Genomic DNA, 18,865 nt, shown 5'->3' with positions numbered 1-18,865 from the left:
GGTGAGGAAAAAAAAGCTTGGTAGTCGGACGATTCTTGGCTTGGCGTAGGCGGGTTCTGTAATCACCATCAGGGTGTTTTTGCATTCTGTGAGCGCTACATCAAAACCCGTTGATTAATGAGGCCTTCTGCTCAGCTATACTCCCCTCCATTTGAATGGCCCTTCGAGGAAATACTGTGAAGAACTGGACCTTGCGCCAACGCATCCTGGCAAGTTTTGCGGTCATTATCGCCATCATGCTGTTAATGGTCGTGGTCTCCTATTCACGGTTGCTGAAGATTGAAGTCAGCCAGGAAGCTGTCCGAGACGATGCGGTGCCAGGGGTTTACCTCAGTTCCATGATCCGCAGTGCGTGGGTCGACAGTTATCTGCAGACCATCGATATCATTGGTCTGCGCGAGGATAAAACCTTCACCAATACCGATAAGAACGACTACAAGGCCTTCGAAGCGCGCATCGAGCAGCAGATGGCCAGCTACGAAAAAACCGTGCACAGCCAGGCTGACCGCATGGAGTTCGACAACTTCAAGGCCGCACACATCAATTACAACAAGGTCCTTGAGCGAGTACTGGACCGCGTCCAGAACAATGACCTGCCCGCTGCGCGTGAAATGCTTGAAGAGCAACTGACGCCGATCTGGACCGAAGGTCGCATGAAGCTCAATGACATTATTACCGAGAACAAAAACGTCGCTGACCGTGCCACCGCGGCCATTGACGACGCCGTGCTGTCGGCCAAGATCAGCATGGGCGTGTCGCTGATCATCGCCATCCTGGCCGCCGGCCTGTGTGGCCTGCTGCTGATGCGCGCAATCATGGCGCCGATGCAGCGTATCGTCGAAATCCTCGACACCATGCGCACGGGCGATCTGAGCAAACGCCTGAACCTTGAGCGCAAGGACGAATTCGGTGCGGTGGAAACCGGCTTCAACGACATGATGACCGAACTCACTGCCCTGGTTTCCCAGGCGCAACGCTCTTCGGTACAGGTCACCACCTCGGTGACCGAGATTGCCGCCACCTCCAAGCAGCAACAGGCCACCGCCACTGAAACAGCGGCAACGACCACCGAGATCGGCGCCACATCGCGGGAAATCGCCGCCACGTCCAAGGATCTGGTGCGCACCATGACCGAAGTCTCCACTGCTGCCGACCAGGCTTCGGTGGCCGCCGGTTCCGGCCAGCAAGGCCTGGCGCGCATGGAAGAGACCATGCACTCGGTGATGGGCGCTGCCGACCTGGTGAACGCCAAGCTGGCGATCCTCAATGAGAAGGCCGGCAACATCAACCAAGTGGTGGTGACCATCGTCAAGGTCGCCGACCAGACCAACCTGCTGTCCCTGAACGCCGCCATCGAAGCTGAAAAGGCCGGTGAATACGGGCGTGGGTTTGCCGTGGTCGCAACCGAGGTGCGTCGCCTGGCCGACCAGACCGCCGTGGCCACCTACGACATCGAGCAGATGGTGCGCGAGATTCAGTCGGCGGTGTCCGCGGGCGTGATGGGCATGGACAAGTTCTCCGAAGAAGTGCGCCGCGGCATGTTCGAAGTGCAGCAAGTGGGCGAGCAACTCTCGCAGATCATCCATCAGGTACAGGCCCTGGCGCCGCGGGTGTTGATGGTCAACGAAGGCATGCAGGCCCAGGCCACCGGCGCCGAGCAGATCAACCACGCGCTGGTGCAACTGGGGGATGCCAGCAGCCAGACCGTGGAATCCCTGCGCCAGGCCAGTTTTGCGATTGATGAACTGAGCCAGGTTGCGGTGGGTCTGCGCAGCGGCGTGTCGCGTTTCAAAGTCTGATGAGCGACCTCGCGGCTAAACGCGGCGCCGTCCCGGCAGCGAAAAAGGCGTTGTTCCTGGTGTTTCACATCGGTAGCGAACGTTATGTCCTCAAGGCCACCGAAGTGGCCGAGGTGCTGCCGCGCCTGCCGCTCAAGCCCATCGCCCATGCGCCTTCCTGGGTGGCTGGCATCTTTGCCCACCGTGGGGCGTTGGTGCCGGTGATCGACCTGAGCGCGCTGACCTTCGGTACGCCGGCGCAGGCTCGCACCAGCACGCGGTTGGTGCTGGTCAATTACCAGCCGCAACCTTGGGTCGAATCCCGCCGGCTGGGGCTGATCCTCGAACAGGCCACCGATACCCTGCGTTGCGACCCCGCCGAATTCCAGCCCTATGGCCTGGATAACCACCAGGCGCGCTACCTGGGGCCTGTGCGGGAGGATGCCTTGGGCTTGATGCAATGGATTGGCGTGAATGACGTGCTCACCGACGACGTGCGCGCCCTGTTGTTTTCTGCCGAGCTGAGCGTATGAGCAACGACCCGCGCTTCTTTGCCTTCCTCAAGGAACGTATCGGCCTGGACGTTGCGTCGGTCGGCGAGGCCATCATCGAACGTGCGGTGCGCCAGCGCAGCCAGGCCGTACAGGCGCGAACGCCAGGTGAATACTGGCAGCACCTGCAAAGCTCCCACGACGAGCAGCAAGCGCTGATCGAAGCGGTGATCGTCCCCGAGACCTGGTTTTTCCGTTACCCCGAATCCTTTGCGACCTTGGCCCGATTGGCGATTGCCCGTCTGGCCGAGATCAAGCAGATGCGTGCACTGCGTATCCTCAGCCTGCCGTGCTCCACTGGCGAAGAGCCCTATTCGATCGCCATGGCCCTGCTTGATGCTGGCCTGGCGCCGCACCAGTTCAAGGTGCTGGGCCTGGACGTCAGCCCGCTGTCGGTGGAGCGTGCGCGGCGCGGCGTGTATGGCAAAAACTCGTTTCGCGGCAGCGATATCGCCTATCGCGACCGCCACTTCATTGAACACGACGACGGGTTCCATATCGCCGACCGCGTGCGCGAGCAGGTGCGTCTGCAAGTCGGCAACCTGCTCGACCCGACGCTGCTGGCGAACGAGGCGAGCTATGACTTCGTGTTTTGCCGCAACCTTTTGATCTATTTCGACCAGCCCACCCAAAAACAAGTGTTCGATGTGCTCAAGGGCCTGACCCACGTGGACGGCGTCCTGTTTATCGGCCCGGCCGAGGGCAGCCTGTTGGGGCGCCACGGCATGCGTTCGATTGGGGTGCCGCAGTCCTTTGCCTTCAGCCGGCACGCCGAGCCGATCCAGCCTGAACCGGTGTTCGTGCCCATGCCGGCGCCTCAGCGCAGCGCGGCACCGATCCCCGTCAAGCCGCGACCGTTCAGCACCGTCAGCGCCCAGGTGGTGCCGATCAAGGCCCCGCCGCCTTCCGACGCAAGCACCTTGCTCAGCCGTATCGCCACCCTGGCCAACGAAGGCAAGAGTGCCGAGGCCCGTGCCGCCTGCGAGCAGTATTTGAACAGCCACCCGCCAGCCGCCCAGGTGTTTTACTGGCTCGGGCTGCTCAGCGATGTGGCCGGCAGCGCCCTGGAAGCCCAGGGTTTTTATCGAAAAGCCTTATACCTGGAACCCCAGCATCCGCAGGCCTTGATGCACCTGGCCGCGTTGCTCGAATCCCAGGGCGACAGTGCGGGGGCGCGCCGTTTGCAGGCGCGGGCCGCCCGTAGCGAGCGAGCAGACAGTGAGTCCAAACGATGAGTAGCCCCGACGCGCTCGACACCGCCGGCCTGGACCTGACCCTGGCCGACACCCAGGCCATCGACGATTGCTGGAACCGCATCGGTATCCACGGCGACAAGTCCTGCCCGCTGCTGGTGGATCATATTCATTGCCGCAACTGCGCCGTGTATTCGGCGGCCGCCACGCGCCTGCTGGATCGCTACGCCTTGCAGCAGGACGACCGTCGTCCGGCCGCTGCGGCTGAAGTCGACGAAGAGATCGTCACCCGCTCGTTGCTGATGTTCCGTCTCGGCGAAGAATGGTTGGGCATTGCTACCCGTTGCCTGGTGGAAGTGGCGCCGTTGCAACCGATTCACTCGCTGCCGCACCAGCGGTCCCGCGCCTTGCTCGGCGTGGCCAATGTGCGGGGGGCGCTGGTGGCGTGCCTGTCATTGGTGGAACTGCTCGGCCTGGACAGCACCGGCAACGGCGCCAGCGGTGGGCGAATCATGCCGCGCATGTTGATCATCGCCGCGCAGGATGGCCCGGTGGTGGTGCCGGTGGACGAAGTGGACGGCATCCATGCTATCGACGAACGCACCTTGCAGGCTGCATCGGCGTCCGGCACCCAGGCCAGCGCACGGTTCACGCAGGGTGTGTTGCAGTGGAAGGGCCGCAGCCTGCGTTGGCTGGACGAGGCGCAATTGTTGTCCGCCGTGACCCGGAGCCTCACATGACCCCCGACCAGATGCGCGATGCCTCGCTGCTGGAACTGTTCAGCCTGGAAGCCGATGCACAGACCCAGGTGCTGAGCGCGGGCCTGCTGGCCCTGGAGCGCAACCCGACCCAGGCCGACCAACTGGAAGCCTGCATGCGCGCGGCCCACTCGCTCAAGGGGGCGGCGCGCATCGTGGGGGTGGACGCTGGGGTCAGCGTGTCCCATGTCATGGAGGACTGCCTGGTCAGCGCCCAGGAAAGTCGTCTGTACCTGCAACCTGAACATATCGACGCCTTGCTGCAAGGCACCGACCTGCTGATGCGCATCGCCACCCCTGGCAACACCGTGGGACCAGCGGACATCGAAGCTTATGTGGCGTTGATGGAGCGTCTGCTGGACCCGTCCCTTCCGACCGCCAAGGTCGCGCCGCCACCCGTTGTGCCGGCGCCGGTGGTTGAAGAGCTCCCGCCGGAACCCGAACCCGCGCCGCCAGTGGCCAGCGATCCGCCGCGCCAGGGCAAACGCATGACCGAAGGCGGCGAGCGTGTACTGCGCGTGACCGCCGAGCGGCTTAACAGCCTGCTGGACCTGTCGAGCAAGTCCCTGGTGGAAACCCAGCGTCTCAAGCCGTACCTGGCGAGCATGCAGCGCCTCAAACGCATTCAAAGCCAGAGCGTGCGCGCCCTGGATGCCCTGGACGGCCAGCTCAAGACCCTGGATCTGAACCTCGAAGCCCAGGAAGCCCTGGCCGATACCCGCCGCCTGCTGAGCGAAGCCCAGGCGCTACTGGCGGAAAAAACCGCCGAGCTGGATGAGTTCGGCTGGCAGGCCGGGCAGCGCGCCCAGGTGCTCTACGACACCGCGCTGGCCTGTCGCATGCGTCCGTTTGCCGATGTGCTGGCCGGGCAGGTGCGCATGGTGCGTGACCTCGGCCGCAGCCTGGGCAAGCAAGTGCGCCTGGAGATCGAGGGCGAAAAGACCCAGGTCGACCGCGACGTATTGGAAAAACTTGAAGCGCCACTCACCCATTTATTGCGCAATGCCGTCGATCACGGCATCGAAATGCCTGACCAGCGCCTGCTCGCCGGTAAACCCGCCGAAGGCTTGATCCGCCTGCGTGCTTCCCATCAGGCCGGTTTACTGGTGCTGGAACTGAGCGACGACGGCAATGGCGTCGACCTGGAGCGCCTGCGCGGCACCATCGTCGACCGGCATTTGTCCACTCTGGAAACGGTGCTGACCCTCAGTGAAGAGGAGTTGCTCACGTTTCTGTTCCTGCCGGGGTTCAGCCTGCGTGACAAGGTCACCGAAGTGTCCGGGCGCGGGGTCGGGCTGGATGCGGTGCAGCATATGGTCCGCCAACTGCGCGGCGCGGTGGTGCTGGAGCAGACGGCGGGGCAGGGCAGCCGTTTCCATCTGGAAGTGCCGCTGACCTTGTCGGTGGTGCGCAGCCTGGTGGTGGAAGTCGGCGAAGAAGCCTACGCATTCCCCCTGGCGCATATCGAACGCATGTGCGACCTGGCCCCCGACGAGATCGTGCAACTGGAAGGCCGCCAGCATTTCTGGCACGAGGGCCGGCATGTCGGCCTGGTCGCCGCCAGCCAGTTGTTGCAGCGCCCGCCGGGGCAGAATAACGACGAGACCCTGAAAGTCGTGGTGATCCGCGAGCGCGATGCGGTGTACGGTATCGCCGTGGAACGCTTCATCGGCGAGCGGACCCTGGTGGTATTGCCGCTGGATGACCGCCTGGGCAAGGTCCAGGACATTTCCGCCGGTGCCTTGCTCGATGATGGCTCGGTGGTGTTGATTGTCGATGTGGAAGACATGCTGCGCTCGGTGGACAAGCTGCTCAACACCGGACGCCTCGAACGCATCGCCCGGCGCAGCCAGCAGGTCACCGAGGCGCCGCGCAAGCGCGTGTTGGTGGTGGATGACTCGCTCACCGTGCGTGAGTTGCAACGTAAATTGCTGCTTAATCGCGGGTACGAAGTGGCCGTTGCAGTCGATGGCATGGACGGCTGGAACGCCTTGCGCTCCGAAGACTTCGACCTGCTGATCACTGACATTGATATGCCTCGCATGGACGGTATTGAATTGGTCACACTCTTGCGCCGGGATACTCGCCTGCAATCGTTGCCGGTGATGGTGGTGTCGTACAAAGACCGTGAAGAGGACCGTCGCCGTGGGCTGGACGCCGGTGCCGATTATTACCTGGCCAAAGCCAGCTTCCACGACGACGCGTTGTTGGACGCCGTGGTGGAGCTGATCGGAGGCGCGCGGGCATGAGGATTGCGATCGTCAATGACATGCCCCTGGCGGTAGAGGCCTTGCGTCGCGCCTTGAGCTTCGAGCCCGCGCACGAGGTGGTGTGGGTGGCCGGCAATGGCCTGGAAGCGGTGCAGCGCTGTACCGAATTGACCCCGGACCTGATCCTGATGGACCTGATCATGCCGGTGATGGACGGCGTGGAGGCCACGCGGCAGATCATGGCCGAGACGCCGTGCGCGATCCTGCTGGTGACTGTCGACCGCCAGGCCAACATGAGCCGGGTGTTCGAAGCCATGGGGCACGGCGCCCTGGATGTGGTGGACACGCCGGCCCTCGGCGTGGGCAACCCCAAGGATGCGGCGGCGCCGCTGTTGCGCAAAATCCTCAACATCGGCTGGCTGATCGGCCAGCGTGGCAGCCGCGTGCGCACCGAAACCCCATCAGCGCGCACCACCGGCAAACGCCAGAGCCTGGTGGCTATCGGCTCGTCGGCGGGTGGCCCGGCTGCCCTGGAAATCCTGCTCAAGGGTTTGCCCCGGGACTTTCCCGCCGCCATTGTGCTGGTGCAGCATGTGGACCAGGTGTTCGCCGCCGGCATGGCCGAGTGGCTCAGCAGTGCTTCCGGACTGCCGGTGCGCCTGGCCCGCGAAGGGGAACCGCCACAAAGCGGCGTGGTGTTGCTGGCCGGTACCAATCATCACATTCGTCTATTGAAGAATGGCACGCTAGCCTATACCGCAGAGCCGGTGAACGAGATTTACCGGCCTTCGATCGACGTGTTCTTTGAAAGCGTGGCCAGCCACTGGAATGGCGATGCCGTTGGCGTACTGCTGACCGGCATGGGTCGCGACGGGGCCCAGGGCCTCAAGTTATTACGTGAAGAAGGTTATTTGACCATCGCCCAGGATCAGCAGAGCTCGGCGGTGTATGGCATGCCCAAAGCGGCGGCGGCAATTGATGCTGCTGTTGAAATTCGCCCACTGGACAGAATTGCGCCCCGATTGCTGGAGGTCTTTGCACAATGAACATGACCTCGCGTGATGTTGGCTTGCAGGTGGTAATTCAGGTGACTGCAGATGAATGATTTACAGATCGACGACGTCAAGACCGACGAAAATGCCGCCATGGTGTTGCTGGTCGACGACCAGGCCATGATCGGCGAAGCGGTGCGACGCGGCCTGGCCCATGAAGAAAACATCGACTTCCACTTCTGCGCCGATCCGCACCAGGCGATTGCCCAGGCTATCCGTATCAAACCGACGGTGATCCTGCAGGATCTGGTGATGCCCGGCCTCGATGGCCTGACCCTGGTGCGCGAGTACCGCAACCATCCGGCCACGGCGAACATCCCGATCATCGTGCTTTCGACCAAGGAAGACCCGCTGATCAAGAGCGCGGCGTTTTCGGCGGGGGCCAATGATTACTTGGTCAAGCTGCCGGATAATATCGAGTTGGTAGCGCGTATCCGCTATCACTCGCGGTCTTACATGACGCTGTTGCAGCGGGACGCGGCCTACCGCGCGTTGCGGGTCAGCCAGCAACAACTGCTGGACACGAATCTTGTGTTGCAGCGGTTGATGAACTCCGATGGGTTGACCGGGTTGTCCAATCGTCGCCACTTCGACGAATACCTGGAACTGGAATGGCGGCGGGCCATGCGTGATCAGACGCAGTTGTCGTTGCTGATGATCGATGTGGATTTCTTCAAGACCTACAACGACAGCTTCGGCCACGTTGAAGGGGATGAAGCCTTGCGCAAAGTTGCCGCTACCATTCGCGACGCCAGCAGCCGCCCTTCGGACCTGCCGGCACGCTACGGCGGCGAAGAATTTTCCCTGGTGCTGCCCAACACGTCACCGGGCGGTGCTCGCATGGTCGCCGAGAAGCTGCGCATGGCCGTGGCGGCGCTGAAAATCCCGCACATTGCGCCGACTGAAGGCTCCAGCCTGACCGTCAGCATTGGCCTGTCGACCATGACGCCGGTGCAGGGTACGGATTGCCGCCAGTTGATCATGGCGGCGGACAAGGGTTTGTATACGGCCAAGCATAATGGGCGTAACCAGGTGGGGATTGAGTAGGCTCAGGCCTTTGCTAATGCTATGTGGGAGGGGGCTGAGTACATATCCGTTGCTGCGGTAACGGCTGCGTATGGTTCCGCCCTTACGGCGGGTCACTTTGGAAAAGCCCCAAAGTAACCAAAGGGCTCTTGCCCCAACACTCGGCACCTCGCTTAGGCTCGGTGTGCCCTCACTCCGGCTTGAATCCGTGGGCCGCCGCGATGGGCCATCCTTGGCCCAGCGCGGCTAACCCGGCGTCCTGCCGGGTTACCCACGGATTCAAGCCTGCGTTCGGCCAGCGTGTTTAACGGGGCGCCTAAGATCAAGATCAAAAGCTCAGATCAAAAGACCGCTGACTTCGTCAGCGAAAAGGATGTAAGGGCCAGAGCAAAAGCAGATCCAAAGCAGATTCAAAGCAGATTCAATGTAGGCTGAGATCTATCTGATATATGGAGATAAAAATGTGGGAGGGGGCTTGCCCCCGATGGGCATGGGTATCTACACAACTCTCAAAGGCTTATACATAACGCTGTGGTGAGCGGGCTTGTCCCGCGCTGGGCTGCGCAGCAGCCCCAAAACCAGGCAACTTGGTTTTTCTGAAAAAACGCGGTGGCTTTGATGGGGCTGCTTCGCAGCCCAGCGCGGGACAAGCCCGCTCACCACAACAGCCCAGTTGCCATAGATTCAGCATCCACGGGAAGTTGTGTAGATACCTATGCCCCGATGAGGGAGTGTCAGCTGATGCAGCTGTGACTGATCCACAGCTATCGAGGCAAGCCCTCTCCCACATTTTTAACCCAGTACATCCGACACAACACCGGTCGGCTCTAAGGCCGCCGCGCTCTTGCTTTTGATCGGGAATCGCCCCGTCAACCACGCTGGCCGGAATTCGATATTGATTTGGGGGCTAAACCGGCAGGGATGCCGGTTTAGCCGCCCTGCGCCATGGATGGCGCGTGGCGGCGGCCCCCCAAATCAATGTCGGATTACGGGCACACCGAGCCTAGGCGAGGTGCCGAGTGGTGGGGCGTGGCTTTTTGGTTACTTTTGTGCCTTTCCAAAAGTGACCCGCCGTAAGGGCGGAACCATACGCAGCCGTTACCGCAGCAACGGATATGCCCCCAACATAATCCAACCCCCCCTTTTCGCCCAGCGGGCTGCCGCTCCCTCCCGTTTGCCGTTATACTCGCCGGCTTTCAAAAGTTCGCCAACGAGTGCTGCCCGCTATGGAAATCAACCCGATCCTGAACACCATCAAGGACCTGTCCGAGCGCTCCGAAACTATTCGGGGGTATCTTTGACTACGATCAAAAGCATGAGCGTCTGACCGAAGTCAATCGCGAGCTTGAAGATCCGGCTGTCTGGAACAAACCCGAATACGCCCAGGAACTGGGCCGCGAGCGCGCCGCGCTGGCGCAGATCGTCGACACCCTCGACGAACTGAACACCGGTCTGGCCGATTGCCGTGACCTGCTGGACATGGCCGTCGAAGAAAACGACGAAGGCGCAGTGGGCGATGTCGTCGCCGAACTGGCCCGTCTAGAGGAAAACCTCGCCAAACTCGAATTCCGCCGCATGTTCAGCCATGAAATGGACCCGAACAACGCTTACCTGGACATCCAGGCCGGTTCCGGCGGCACTGAAGCCCAGGACTGGGCCAACATCCTGCTGCGCATGTACCTGCGCTGGGCCGACAAGCGCGGTTTCGACGCGACGATCATGGAACTGTCGGCCGGTGAAGTGGCGGGTATCAAGGGCGCGACCGTGCACATCAAGGGTGAATACGCCTTTGGCTGGTTGCGTACCGAAATCGGCGTGCACCGCCTGGTGCGCAAGAGCCCGTTCGACTCCGGCAACCGTCGCCACACCTCGTTCTCGGCGGTGTTCGTCTCGCCAGAGATCGACGACAAGGTGGAAATCGAGATCAACCCGGCCGACCTGCGCATCGACACCTACCGTTCATCCGGTGCCGGTGGCCAGCACGTAAACACCACCGACTCGGCCGTACGTATTACCCACGTACCGACCAACACTGTGGTCAGCTGCCAGAACGAACGTTCCCAGCACGCGAACAAGGACACCGCCATGAAAATGCTGCGGGCCAAGTTGTACGAGCAGGAAATGCAGAAGCGCAACGCCGCTTCCCAGGCGCTGGAAGACACCAAGTCGGATATCGGCTGGGGTCACCAGATCCGTTCGTACGTGCTCGATGCGTCGCGGATCAAGGATCTGCGCACCAACATCGAACGCAGCGACTGCGACAAGGTGCTCGACGGCGATATCGACGAATACCTGGAAGCCAGCCTGAAGTCCGGCCTCTAAAGAACCTGTAGGAGCGGGCTTGCCCGCGATCCTCAGCCGTAGGCTGAGGGCAACGAACCTGTGATGGAATTTCAAAAGACATGAGCGACCAACAACTCGACCCGCAAGCCCTGCTACAGGAAGAAAACTCCCTGATCGCCCTGCGCAAGGAAAAGCTTGCTGCCGAGCGCGCCAAGGGCAATGCCTTCCCCAACGACTTCCGCCGCGACAATTACTGCGATGCCTTGCAGAAACAGTACGCGGACAAGACCAAGGAAGAGCTGGCAGAGGCTGCGATCCCGGTCAAGGTGGCAGGTCGCATCATGCTCAACCGTGGCTCGTTCATGGTGATCCAGGACATGACCGGGCGCATCCAGGTTTACGTCAACCGCAAGACGCTGCCTGAAGAAACCCTGGCCTCGGTGAAAACCTGGGACATGGGCGATATCATCGCCGCCGAAGGCACCCTGGCCCGTTCCGGCAAGGGCGACCTGTACGTCGAGATGACCAGCGTGCGCCTGCTGACCAAGTCCCTGCGCCCACTGCCGGACAAGCACCACGGCCTGACCGACACCGAGCAGCGCTACCGCCAGCGCTACGTTGACCTGATCGTCAACGAAGAGGTGCGCCAGACCTTCCGCGTACGTTCCCAAGTCATCGCGCACATCCGCAGTTTCCTGATGCAGCGCGACTTTCTGGAAGTGGAAACGCCGATGCTGCAGACCATCCCCGGTGGTGCCGCAGCCAAGCCGTTCGAAACCCACCACAACGCGCTGGACCTGGAAATGTTCCTGCGCATTGCGCCTGAGCTGTACCTCAAGCGGCTGGTTGTCGGCGGTTTTGAAAAGGTGTTCGAGATCAACCGCAACTTCCGTAACGAAGGCGTCTCGACCCGTCACAACCCAGAATTCACCATGTTGGAGTTCTACCAGGCTTACGCCGACTACGAAGACAACATGGACCTGACCGAAGAACTGTTCCGCGAACTGGCACAGTTGGTCCTGGGCAGCACCGACGTGCCGTACGGCGACAAGGTCTTCCACTTCGGCGAGCCGTTTGTGCGCCTGTCGGTGTTCGACTCGATCCTCAAGTACAACCCTGAGCTGACCGCCGACGACCTCAACGACATCGACAAGGCCCGTGCCATTGCCAAGAAAGCCGGCGCCAAGGTGCTGGGTTTTGAAGGCCTGGGCAAATTGCAGGTGATGATTTTCGAGGAACTGGTCGAACACAAGCTGGAACAGCCACACTTCATTACCCAATACCCGTTCGAAGTGTCGCCGCTGGCCCGTCGCAACGACGACAACCCGAACGTCACCGACCGTTTCGAGCTGTTCATCGGCGGCCGCGAAATCGCCAACGCCTACTCCGAGCTTAACGACGCGCAAGACCAGGCCGAGCGTTTCATGGCCCAGGTGGCCGACAAGGACGCTGGCGACGACGAAGCCATGCACTACGACGCTGACTTCGTGCGCGCCCTGGAATACGGCATGCCGCCAACCGCCGGCGAAGGCATCGGCATCGACCGTCTGGTGATGTTGTTGACCAACTCGCCGTCGATCCGCGACGTGATCCTGTTCCCGCATATGCGGCCAGAAGTGTAAACGTAGCGAAATCCGAAGCCGCCTTTTATAAGGCGGCTTTTTTATGTGGCGTTTTTAAGCGTCAAGCAAACAGCGCCAGGGTTTGATCTATTCAAGGATGTGAGTCGTGAACCGCGTAATCGCACAAGAAGGCGCCGCCGGCATTGCTGCTGCCGTGGCTGAAAGCGTCCAGTACCAGGGCCGTAAGGCCAGTCGTCGGGGCAGCGAGCAACGCAGGCAAGACATTCTCGATGCGGCCATGCGCATCGTGGTGCGCGAAGGCGTGCGTGCCGTGCGCCATCGGGCGGTGGCGGCGGAGGCGGGTGTGCCGCTGTCGGCCACCACCTACTATTTCAAAGACATCGATGACCTGCTCACCGATACCTTCGCCCAGTACGTCGAACGCAGCGCCGCCTTCATGGGCAAGCTGTGGGTGCGTAACGAAGGCCTGTTGCGCGAGATGGTCGCCTACGGGGATGGCAGCCCGGAGTCGCGCTCACAGCTGGCCGATGACATCGCGCGCCTGACCGCCGACTATGTGCAGCGCCAACTGATCAACCGCCGCGAATACCTGATGGCGGAACAGGCGTTCCGCCAGGAGGCGCTGCTGAACCCGCGCCTGGCCGAACTGGTGCGCTCCCACCAGCAGATTTTGTTGCAGGGCACCGGGCAGTTTTTCCAGGTTCTGGGCTCCCGCGAACCGCAGCAGGACGCCAAGGTGTTGACGGCGATTATCAGTCGGATGGAATATCAGGGCCTGTTGGGCGGCGCAGAGCCTCTGACCGGTGAAGAGATGCTTGAGATCCTCAAGCGTTACATGCATTTGGTGTTGGCCTCGGTCTGACACCGGAGGGTGTCTGATGAAAACCTGGCGCAGCGCAGTAATCGCCTTGTCGTTCCTGCTGCTCAGTGGTTGCCTGGTGACCTTCAAGGAGCCGCTGGCAACCCGCGAAGCGGCGCCGGATGAGTTGCTGGGCCAATGGTCCAGCAAAAATGCCTGGGGCGAGCCGCTCAACCTGCACATCACGCGGGCCGGTGAGCACCGTTACAAAGCCGTGAGCTACCCTAAGGCCACGCCGGAGCAGCGCGACGAGTACCTGTTCAGCGTGTCGCGCCATGGCAACCGCTGGTACCTGTCGGCGCCGTTGCCTACAAAGCTCGGTGGGAATTTTATCCTGGCCGGCTTCGAATTCGACGAAAAGCACGAATTGGTGGTCTACAACCTGGATCTGGACCAGATCCACCAGGCCATCGGCCAACAGGCGTTGCGTGGTCATACGGTAGAAACCGTCGAAGGCGACGGCGTGTTGGTGGATAGCCCCATGGACCAGGTGTTTGCCTACCTGGACAACCCGGCCAATGCCGATGTGTTCGTTGAAGCCGTGCGCTACCGGCGTGCGGGCAAATAACGTTTAAAGAAGGAAGCACCCGGTGGACGATTACCAGCAGACGATACGCACCTTGTCCGATCGCATTGTGCTGGCGCAAACACCGATTCGCGTCCTCGACGCCGTGAAGTGGGACGACAACATTCGCCAGGGATTCCTCAAGGCCAAGGGCAAGGCAATGCCTGCCGTGGACCGCGACTATTACCTGAACCGACCGCTGTCGTTCGATTCCAGCGCAGTGAAGCTGGAATTCCAGAACATTGAGCGTGATATCACCCGGCGGCTCGGCCAGTTCAGCCCGGTGGGGCAGATCATGCGTCGCATGTGCCGTGAATACCGCATGGTGGTGCGTATGCTCGAAGCACGCGGCACCGAGGACTTCGGCCTGATTTCCCAGGAATTGTACGGCGCTGCCTCCGATGCGTTTCATGCTGGCGACCCGACTCTGGCCGACCTGGGGCTGATGCTCTCTGACTACCTGAACAATATCGATGGCCGTGGCGACCTCAAGGACGAAGCCAAGACCCTCACCGCCAAGGACGCCGTCGCCCTGCTGCAAACCCGCTTGAACAAGGTGTTCGGCGAGGCGGAAGAGACTATCCGCGTGTTCGAGTCCGACGGCATCGTCGCCGACGCGGCGGCGGGGGCCGACTACATCAAGATCCGCGCCGATGCAATGTTCAACAATCGCGACGTACGCGCCCTGGAAGTGCATGAAGGCTTGGTGCACGTCGGCACCACCCTCAACGGCCAGAACCAGCCGATCTGCACCTTTCTGTCCAAGGGCCCGCCGTCGTCCACTGTGACCCAGGAAGGTCTGGCCATTCTGATGGAGATCATCACGTTTGCCTCATACCCCAGTCGCCTGCGCAAACTGACCAACCGCACCCGCGCCATCCACATGGTGGAAGAGGGCGCCGACTTCCTGCAGGTGTTCGAGTTCTTCCGCGAGCAAGGCTTTGAAATGGCCGAAAGCTATGGCAACGCCAGCCGTGTATTCCGTGGCTCGGTGCCCAATGGCCTGCCGTTTACCAAGGATTTGTCCTACCTCAAGGGCTTTATCATGGTCTACAACTACATCCAGCTGGCCGTGCGCAAAGGCAAGCTGGAGCAAGTGCCGCTGTTGTTCTGCGGCAAGACCACCCTGGAAGACATGCGTACCCTGCGCCAACTGGTGGATGAAGGACTGGTGGTGCCACCCAAGTACCTGCCGGAGCAGTTCCGCGACATGAACGCGCTGGCCGCGTGGATGTGCTTCTCCAACTTCCTCAACCACCTGAGCCTGGATCGGATCGAAGCGGATTACTCCAATATCCTTTAAACACGTTTATTCACGAGGCTTCATCGGATGAGAATCCTCGGCATTCTGTGCCTGCTACTCACCTTCAACGGCTGCAGCTCGCTGCTGTTCTACCCCGAGCCCGGCCTGCCCTTTACCCCGGAAAAGGCCCGTCTGGCGTACCGCGACGTCACCCTCACCACCGCTGATGGCGTGAAGCTGCACGCGTGGTGGCTGCCGGCCAAGGTTGGCGTGCCTGTCAAAGGCACGGTGCTGCACCTGCACGGCAATGGCGGCAATCTGGCCTGGCACCTCGGCGGCAGTTGGTGGTTGCCGGAGCAGGGCTATCAAGTGCTGCTGGTGGACTATCGCGGATATGGTTTGTCCGAAGGCAAACCGTCGTTGCCGGCGATCTATGAGGATGTGGATGCGGCGTTCCGTTGGATCGACACGGCCCCGGAAACCCAAGGCCAGCCGCTGATTGTCCTCGGTCAGAGCCTGGGCGGTGCGCTGGCGGTGCACTATCTGGCGGCGCATCCTGAGCGTCAGGCCAGGCTCAAAGCGCTGGTACTGGATGGCGTGCCCGCCAGTTATCGTGACGTAGGACAATTCGCCCTCAGCACCTCTTGGCTAACATGGCCGTTCCAGGTGCCTTTGTCCTGGCTGGTGCCCGACGCCGACAGCGCAATCAACGCCATGCCGCAACTGACCGGCGTACCCAAACTACTGTTCCACAGCCTGGATGACCCGATCGTGCCGCTGTCCAATGGCATCCGCCTGTACCAGGCCGCGCCAGCGCCGAGGGTGTTGCAGTTGACCCGGGGCGGCCATGTGCAGACCTTTGCCGACAAGACCTGGCAAACCGTGATGCTGCGCTACCTGGACGACCCGCAGCACTTCAACGGCCTGCGCCGCCTGGGCGAAATTGCGAACTACCCCATTCCTAAAGTTGATTCATCAGAGAGCCCGCAATGAGCGAAGAACGCAACATGATCCCGCTGATTCTCACCGGTATCGGCACCATCATCGGCACCGTCGGCTGCCTGTGGTACTACGGCTACCTGCACTTCGCCAAACCGGAAGATGCGTTACTGCTCAGTGACTTCACCATGCTCAAGACCGTACCCGGCGAGGACTACAAAATCTCGCTGACCCCCGCGGCCCAGGTGGCGCAGTGCGTCGATGGCGTGCTGGTGATGTTCGATACCGAGCAAAAAGGCTTGAGCGGCGTGCTGGTGAATAACAAGAAACAGGCCGTGCGCTGCATGGGGCAGGAAACGCCGCAACTGCAGCAGTAGCAGGTTCGTCATTCCAAATAGCCGGACATATCTGGAACCGTTTTTCGTAAGGTGCCACTGACTAGCCTGTCAGTACGACTGGCAAATAACTTATGAATATGGACTCTGGAGTGTAAACGTGAGTGGCATTAGTGCTATAGGCAAGATGTTGGGAATGGCAAGGGGCCAGGAAAGCCTTGGGCGAGATGGTGCTGAAGGCGCTGGTCATCAAAACGATAAAGTAGACCCGGAGCTGCTCAAGAAGCTGCTCGAAATGCTCTCCGGCGGCGCCGGTGGCGCTCAGGGCGGTGGCGGATCAGGTTCATCTGGTGGTTCGGGTGGTCAGCCTGACCCTGATCAGATCAGGAAGATGATGAGTGGGCGCCAAGGGATGGAGGCGATGATGCCGGACAGTGATAACGGTCGTCAGGTCCAGGTCTGACAGGCACAAAAAACCCACCGTCAGGTGGGTTTTTTTTCAGCATCGGTTAATCAGTTCGCCATCGACGAACGTGGTTTGACCGGCTGGTTGTCGTTGGAGATGGTCACTTCAACGCGGCGGTTCATGGCACGGCCCGACACGCTGCCGTTATCGGCAACCGGGTATTCCTTGCCGTAACCGGTGGTCACGATGCGGCGTGGATCAACACCCATCTTGATCAGTGCAACCTGTACCGAAGCAGCACGACGCTCCGACAGGCTCTGGTTGTAGGCATCGGCGCCGGTGCTGTCGGTGTAACCCTCGACGATCACCTGGCGATCCGGGTTTTCCTGGAGGAACTGCGCCAGCTTGTTGATGTTGACCAGACCGCTGGATTTCAGGTCGGCCTTGTTGGTCGCAAACAGCACATCACCGAAGGTCACCAAGGTGCCGCGATCAGTCTGCTTGGCGTTCAGGCTGTCTTGCAGTTGCTTGATCTGTGCATCACGGGCGTCCAGCAGGGCGCGGGCACGTTCGTCGCCGGCATTTTTCAGCTTGGCTTCGGATTCGCGCAGCACGATGGTGTCTTTGGCCACCTCAACGCGCTGGTTGGTCAGGTAAGCCAGCTGGTCGACCTTCTTCTCGTCTTCCTTGTCACGGTAGGCTTTGTCAGCCTTGTCCAGCCAATCTTGCGCGTCCTTGGTTTCCAGGGCCGCTACTTTGGTGGCGTTAGGGTTGGCCTGCAGGGCAGAGAAATTGGTCCGAGCGTTTTCCAGGTTTGCGTTCGGCGGGGTGGAGCAAGCTGCCAGGGCAACGCTCATCGCCAGCAGGGCAGGGATCATCAATTGTTTACGCATAGTCGTGTCGTCCTTTCAATTCGATATCAGGTGCGATGCAGTCAGGGGCGGCGGCTTATTTCTGCTGGATAGCAGCCGGGCGCATGCCTTCCTTACGCAGCTCGTCAACAGCCTTCTGAGAATCCTTCACAGCCTGGTCAGCCTTGGCGGCCTGAGCTTTACGCTCTGCAACGCGAGCGTCCCATTCAGCTTGTTCAGACAGGCGACGGGCTTCGTCGTAGTTTTTGTCGTGCATCGCGATTTCGGCTTGCTTGAGCTTGTCCTGGGCCGACTTCATTTCTACGGCCGCGTACTCGGTCCCGCCGGCGCTGACAGCGCTGTTCACCGCAGATTGTGTAACGGCGTACTGTTCGGTCGGAGGGTTGCCGGCGCAGCCAGCCAGAACGAAGCTGGTGCCGATTGCCAGCGCGGCCAATTTAAGCCCGCGCAGGTGGTTAAACGAGGATTTGGCAGTGCTGGTCTTCATCGTCTTCAACTCCATTGGATAACTCCTGAAAAACTTCAACATCCATCGTAGGTGGTCAGCTGTGGCGGGCTCTGCGGTTAAGCGCGGGGCACCTATTCAAACGGCTGTTCCAAGTGATGGCTTACTGGCTGTGACCGGAGGCTTTTTTGAATAGTTCAGAGAAGATGGCGATTTGCCTAAAAAAATAACTGACTGAATGGTCAGCGTAAAAAATTGGAACTTTTGCTGCGCGCAGAAGTACACCGGGCCTTTGGGAGGCCCGGTGTACAAGGGTTAGCAAGGGGGTGTCAGTGCTTGGGTTCGTCGGCACTGGCCGACAAGTCATGCAGATGGCGCCGAGACAGCGTGAGAAAACGTGGCGTCGGGCCGACGTCTTCATACAGCGGGTCGCCTTCTTCATCAGTGGCGATGACGTGCTGCCCCTTGATGTAGGGAAAGCTGGCTTCCAGCTCCTCAAGGGCGGCGCCGATCAGCTCGCCGAGCAGTTCTTCGGTATTGCGCTTGGGGTACATCTCGGCGATGGCCGCCAACCGAGCCGCGGCCTCGACATCCAGATGGATGGCGTACTCGGTCTTGGTCAAGCGACCCTTGGCGTTCTCTTCCCAATGCTGGGCCAGTTCTCGAATTTTCATGGCAACCTCAATAAAGCCTGGGATGGCAGGCGGTGATGAGTGACCAGTCGCGCGCATGGATAACGCGGCGGCTCACAGTTGAGACTAGCTGCA

18 protein-coding genes are annotated in these 18,865 nt (G+C 60.9%); 15 read left to right on the top strand and 3 right to left on the bottom strand.

Features of this window, described 5'->3' with window-relative positions:
- Positions 1 to 176: 176 nt before the first annotated feature.
- From AOA60_RS04750 to AOA60_RS04675, 15 genes are all read left to right on the top strand, one after another.
- On the top strand, positions 177 to 1,799 hold the full coding sequence (locus AOA60_RS04750; protein WP_099583402.1) for a methyl-accepting chemotaxis protein: 1,623 nt from the start codon (positions 177 to 179) through the stop codon (positions 1,797 to 1,799).
- Positions 1,799 to 2,311 carry a chemotaxis protein CheW gene (locus AOA60_RS04745; RefSeq protein ID WP_099583401.1) on the top strand — a complete coding sequence of 171 codons (513 nt, stop codon included), beginning with the start codon at positions 1,799 to 1,801 and terminating at the stop codon, positions 2,309 to 2,311. Before AOA60_RS04750 ends, AOA60_RS04745 begins: the two co-directional genes overlap by 1 nt.
- On the top strand, positions 2,308 to 3,564 hold the full coding sequence (locus AOA60_RS04740; RefSeq protein WP_099583400.1) for a protein-glutamate O-methyltransferase CheR: 1,257 nt from the start codon (positions 2,308 to 2,310) through the stop codon (positions 3,562 to 3,564). The genes AOA60_RS04745 and AOA60_RS04740 overlap by 4 nt, the downstream gene beginning before the upstream one ends.
- Positions 3,561 to 4,262, top strand: a complete 702-nt coding sequence (locus AOA60_RS04735; RefSeq protein ID WP_099583399.1) for a chemotaxis protein CheW — start codon at positions 3,561 to 3,563, stop codon at positions 4,260 to 4,262. The genes AOA60_RS04740 and AOA60_RS04735 overlap by 4 nt, the downstream gene beginning before the upstream one ends.
- Complete coding sequence (locus AOA60_RS04730; protein WP_099583398.1) at positions 4,259 to 6,529, top strand: hybrid sensor histidine kinase/response regulator; 2,271 nt, start codon at positions 4,259 to 4,261, stop codon at positions 6,527 to 6,529. The genes AOA60_RS04735 and AOA60_RS04730 overlap by 4 nt, the downstream gene beginning before the upstream one ends.
- Positions 6,526 to 7,536 carry a chemotaxis response regulator protein-glutamate methylesterase gene (locus AOA60_RS04725; RefSeq protein WP_099583397.1) on the top strand — a complete coding sequence of 337 codons (1,011 nt, stop codon included), beginning with the start codon at positions 6,526 to 6,528 and terminating at the stop codon, positions 7,534 to 7,536. Before AOA60_RS04730 ends, AOA60_RS04725 begins: the two co-directional genes overlap by 4 nt.
- A gap of 51 nt (positions 7,537 to 7,587) precedes the next feature.
- A complete protein-coding gene (locus tag AOA60_RS04720; RefSeq protein WP_099583396.1) occupies positions 7,588 to 8,589 on the top strand; it encodes a diguanylate cyclase in 1,002 nt (333 codons plus the stop codon).
- A gap of 1,205 nt (positions 8,590 to 9,794) precedes the next feature.
- Positions 9,795 to 10,890 (top strand): peptide chain release factor 2 gene (gene prfB / locus AOA60_RS04710; RefSeq protein ID WP_095943132.1). Its coding sequence is split into 2 segments (ribosomal slippage): positions 9,795 to 9,866 and positions 9,868 to 10,890, totalling 1,095 coding nucleotides; the frame shifts between segments, so codons are not numbered across the junction.
- 80 nt (positions 10,891 to 10,970) lie between these two features.
- On the top strand, positions 10,971 to 12,473 hold the full coding sequence (gene lysS / locus AOA60_RS04705) for a lysine--tRNA ligase (protein ID WP_099583395.1): 1,503 nt from the start codon (positions 10,971 to 10,973) through the stop codon (positions 12,471 to 12,473).
- Between the two features lie 106 nt (positions 12,474 to 12,579).
- The gene (locus AOA60_RS04700; protein ID WP_099583394.1) at positions 12,580 to 13,296 is read left to right on the top strand and encodes a TetR/AcrR family transcriptional regulator; all 717 of its coding nucleotides are present in this window, start codon (positions 12,580 to 12,582) and stop codon (positions 13,294 to 13,296) included.
- Positions 13,297 to 13,312: 16 nt separating this feature from the next.
- Positions 13,313 to 13,861 carry a hypothetical protein gene (locus tag AOA60_RS04695; RefSeq protein ID WP_099583393.1) on the top strand — a complete coding sequence of 183 codons (549 nt, stop codon included), beginning with the start codon at positions 13,313 to 13,315 and terminating at the stop codon, positions 13,859 to 13,861.
- Positions 13,862 to 13,883: 22 nt separating this feature from the next.
- Complete coding sequence (locus AOA60_RS04690) at positions 13,884 to 15,161, top strand: flavohemoglobin expression-modulating QEGLA motif protein (RefSeq protein ID WP_099583392.1); 1,278 nt, start codon at positions 13,884 to 13,886, stop codon at positions 15,159 to 15,161.
- 27 nt (positions 15,162 to 15,188) lie between these two features.
- The gene (locus tag AOA60_RS04685; protein WP_099583391.1) at positions 15,189 to 16,094 is read left to right on the top strand and encodes an alpha/beta hydrolase; all 906 of its coding nucleotides are present in this window, start codon (positions 15,189 to 15,191) and stop codon (positions 16,092 to 16,094) included.
- Positions 16,091 to 16,417 (top strand): hypothetical protein, encoded by a 327-nt coding sequence (locus AOA60_RS04680; protein WP_003172217.1) that lies wholly within the window; start codon positions 16,091 to 16,093, stop codon positions 16,415 to 16,417. The genes AOA60_RS04685 and AOA60_RS04680 overlap by 4 nt, the downstream gene beginning before the upstream one ends.
- Positions 16,418 to 16,535: 118 nt before the next feature.
- Complete coding sequence (locus tag AOA60_RS04675; RefSeq protein ID WP_256592798.1) at positions 16,536 to 16,838, top strand: hypothetical protein; 303 nt, start codon at positions 16,536 to 16,538, stop codon at positions 16,836 to 16,838.
- A gap of 50 nt (positions 16,839 to 16,888) precedes the next feature.
- Here the strand turns inward: AOA60_RS04675 and AOA60_RS04670 are convergent, their stop codons facing one another.
- The 3 genes from AOA60_RS04670 to AOA60_RS04660 form a co-directional block, all read right to left on the bottom strand.
- Entirely contained in the window at positions 16,889 to 17,674 is a 786-nt protein-coding gene (locus AOA60_RS04670) for an OmpA family protein (RefSeq protein ID WP_099583390.1), read from the bottom strand.
- Positions 17,675 to 17,729: 55 nt separating this feature from the next.
- Positions 17,730 to 18,155 carry a DUF4398 domain-containing protein gene (locus tag AOA60_RS04665; RefSeq protein ID WP_099583389.1) on the bottom strand — a complete coding sequence of 142 codons (426 nt, stop codon included), beginning with the start codon at positions 18,153 to 18,155 and terminating at the stop codon, positions 17,730 to 17,732.
- Between the two features lie 272 nt (positions 18,156 to 18,427).
- A complete protein-coding gene (locus tag AOA60_RS04660) occupies positions 18,428 to 18,772 on the bottom strand; it encodes a pilin assembly protein (protein WP_099583388.1) in 345 nt (114 codons plus the stop codon).
- Positions 18,773 to 18,865 lie beyond the last annotated feature (93 nt).

The organism is Pseudomonas sp. 2822-17 (genome assembly GCF_002742485.1).
GTDB classification, from domain to species: domain Bacteria; phylum Pseudomonadota; class Gammaproteobacteria; order Pseudomonadales; family Pseudomonadaceae; genus Aquipseudomonas; species Aquipseudomonas cyclaminis.
This window is presented reverse-complemented; position numbering and strand designations above follow the sequence as displayed.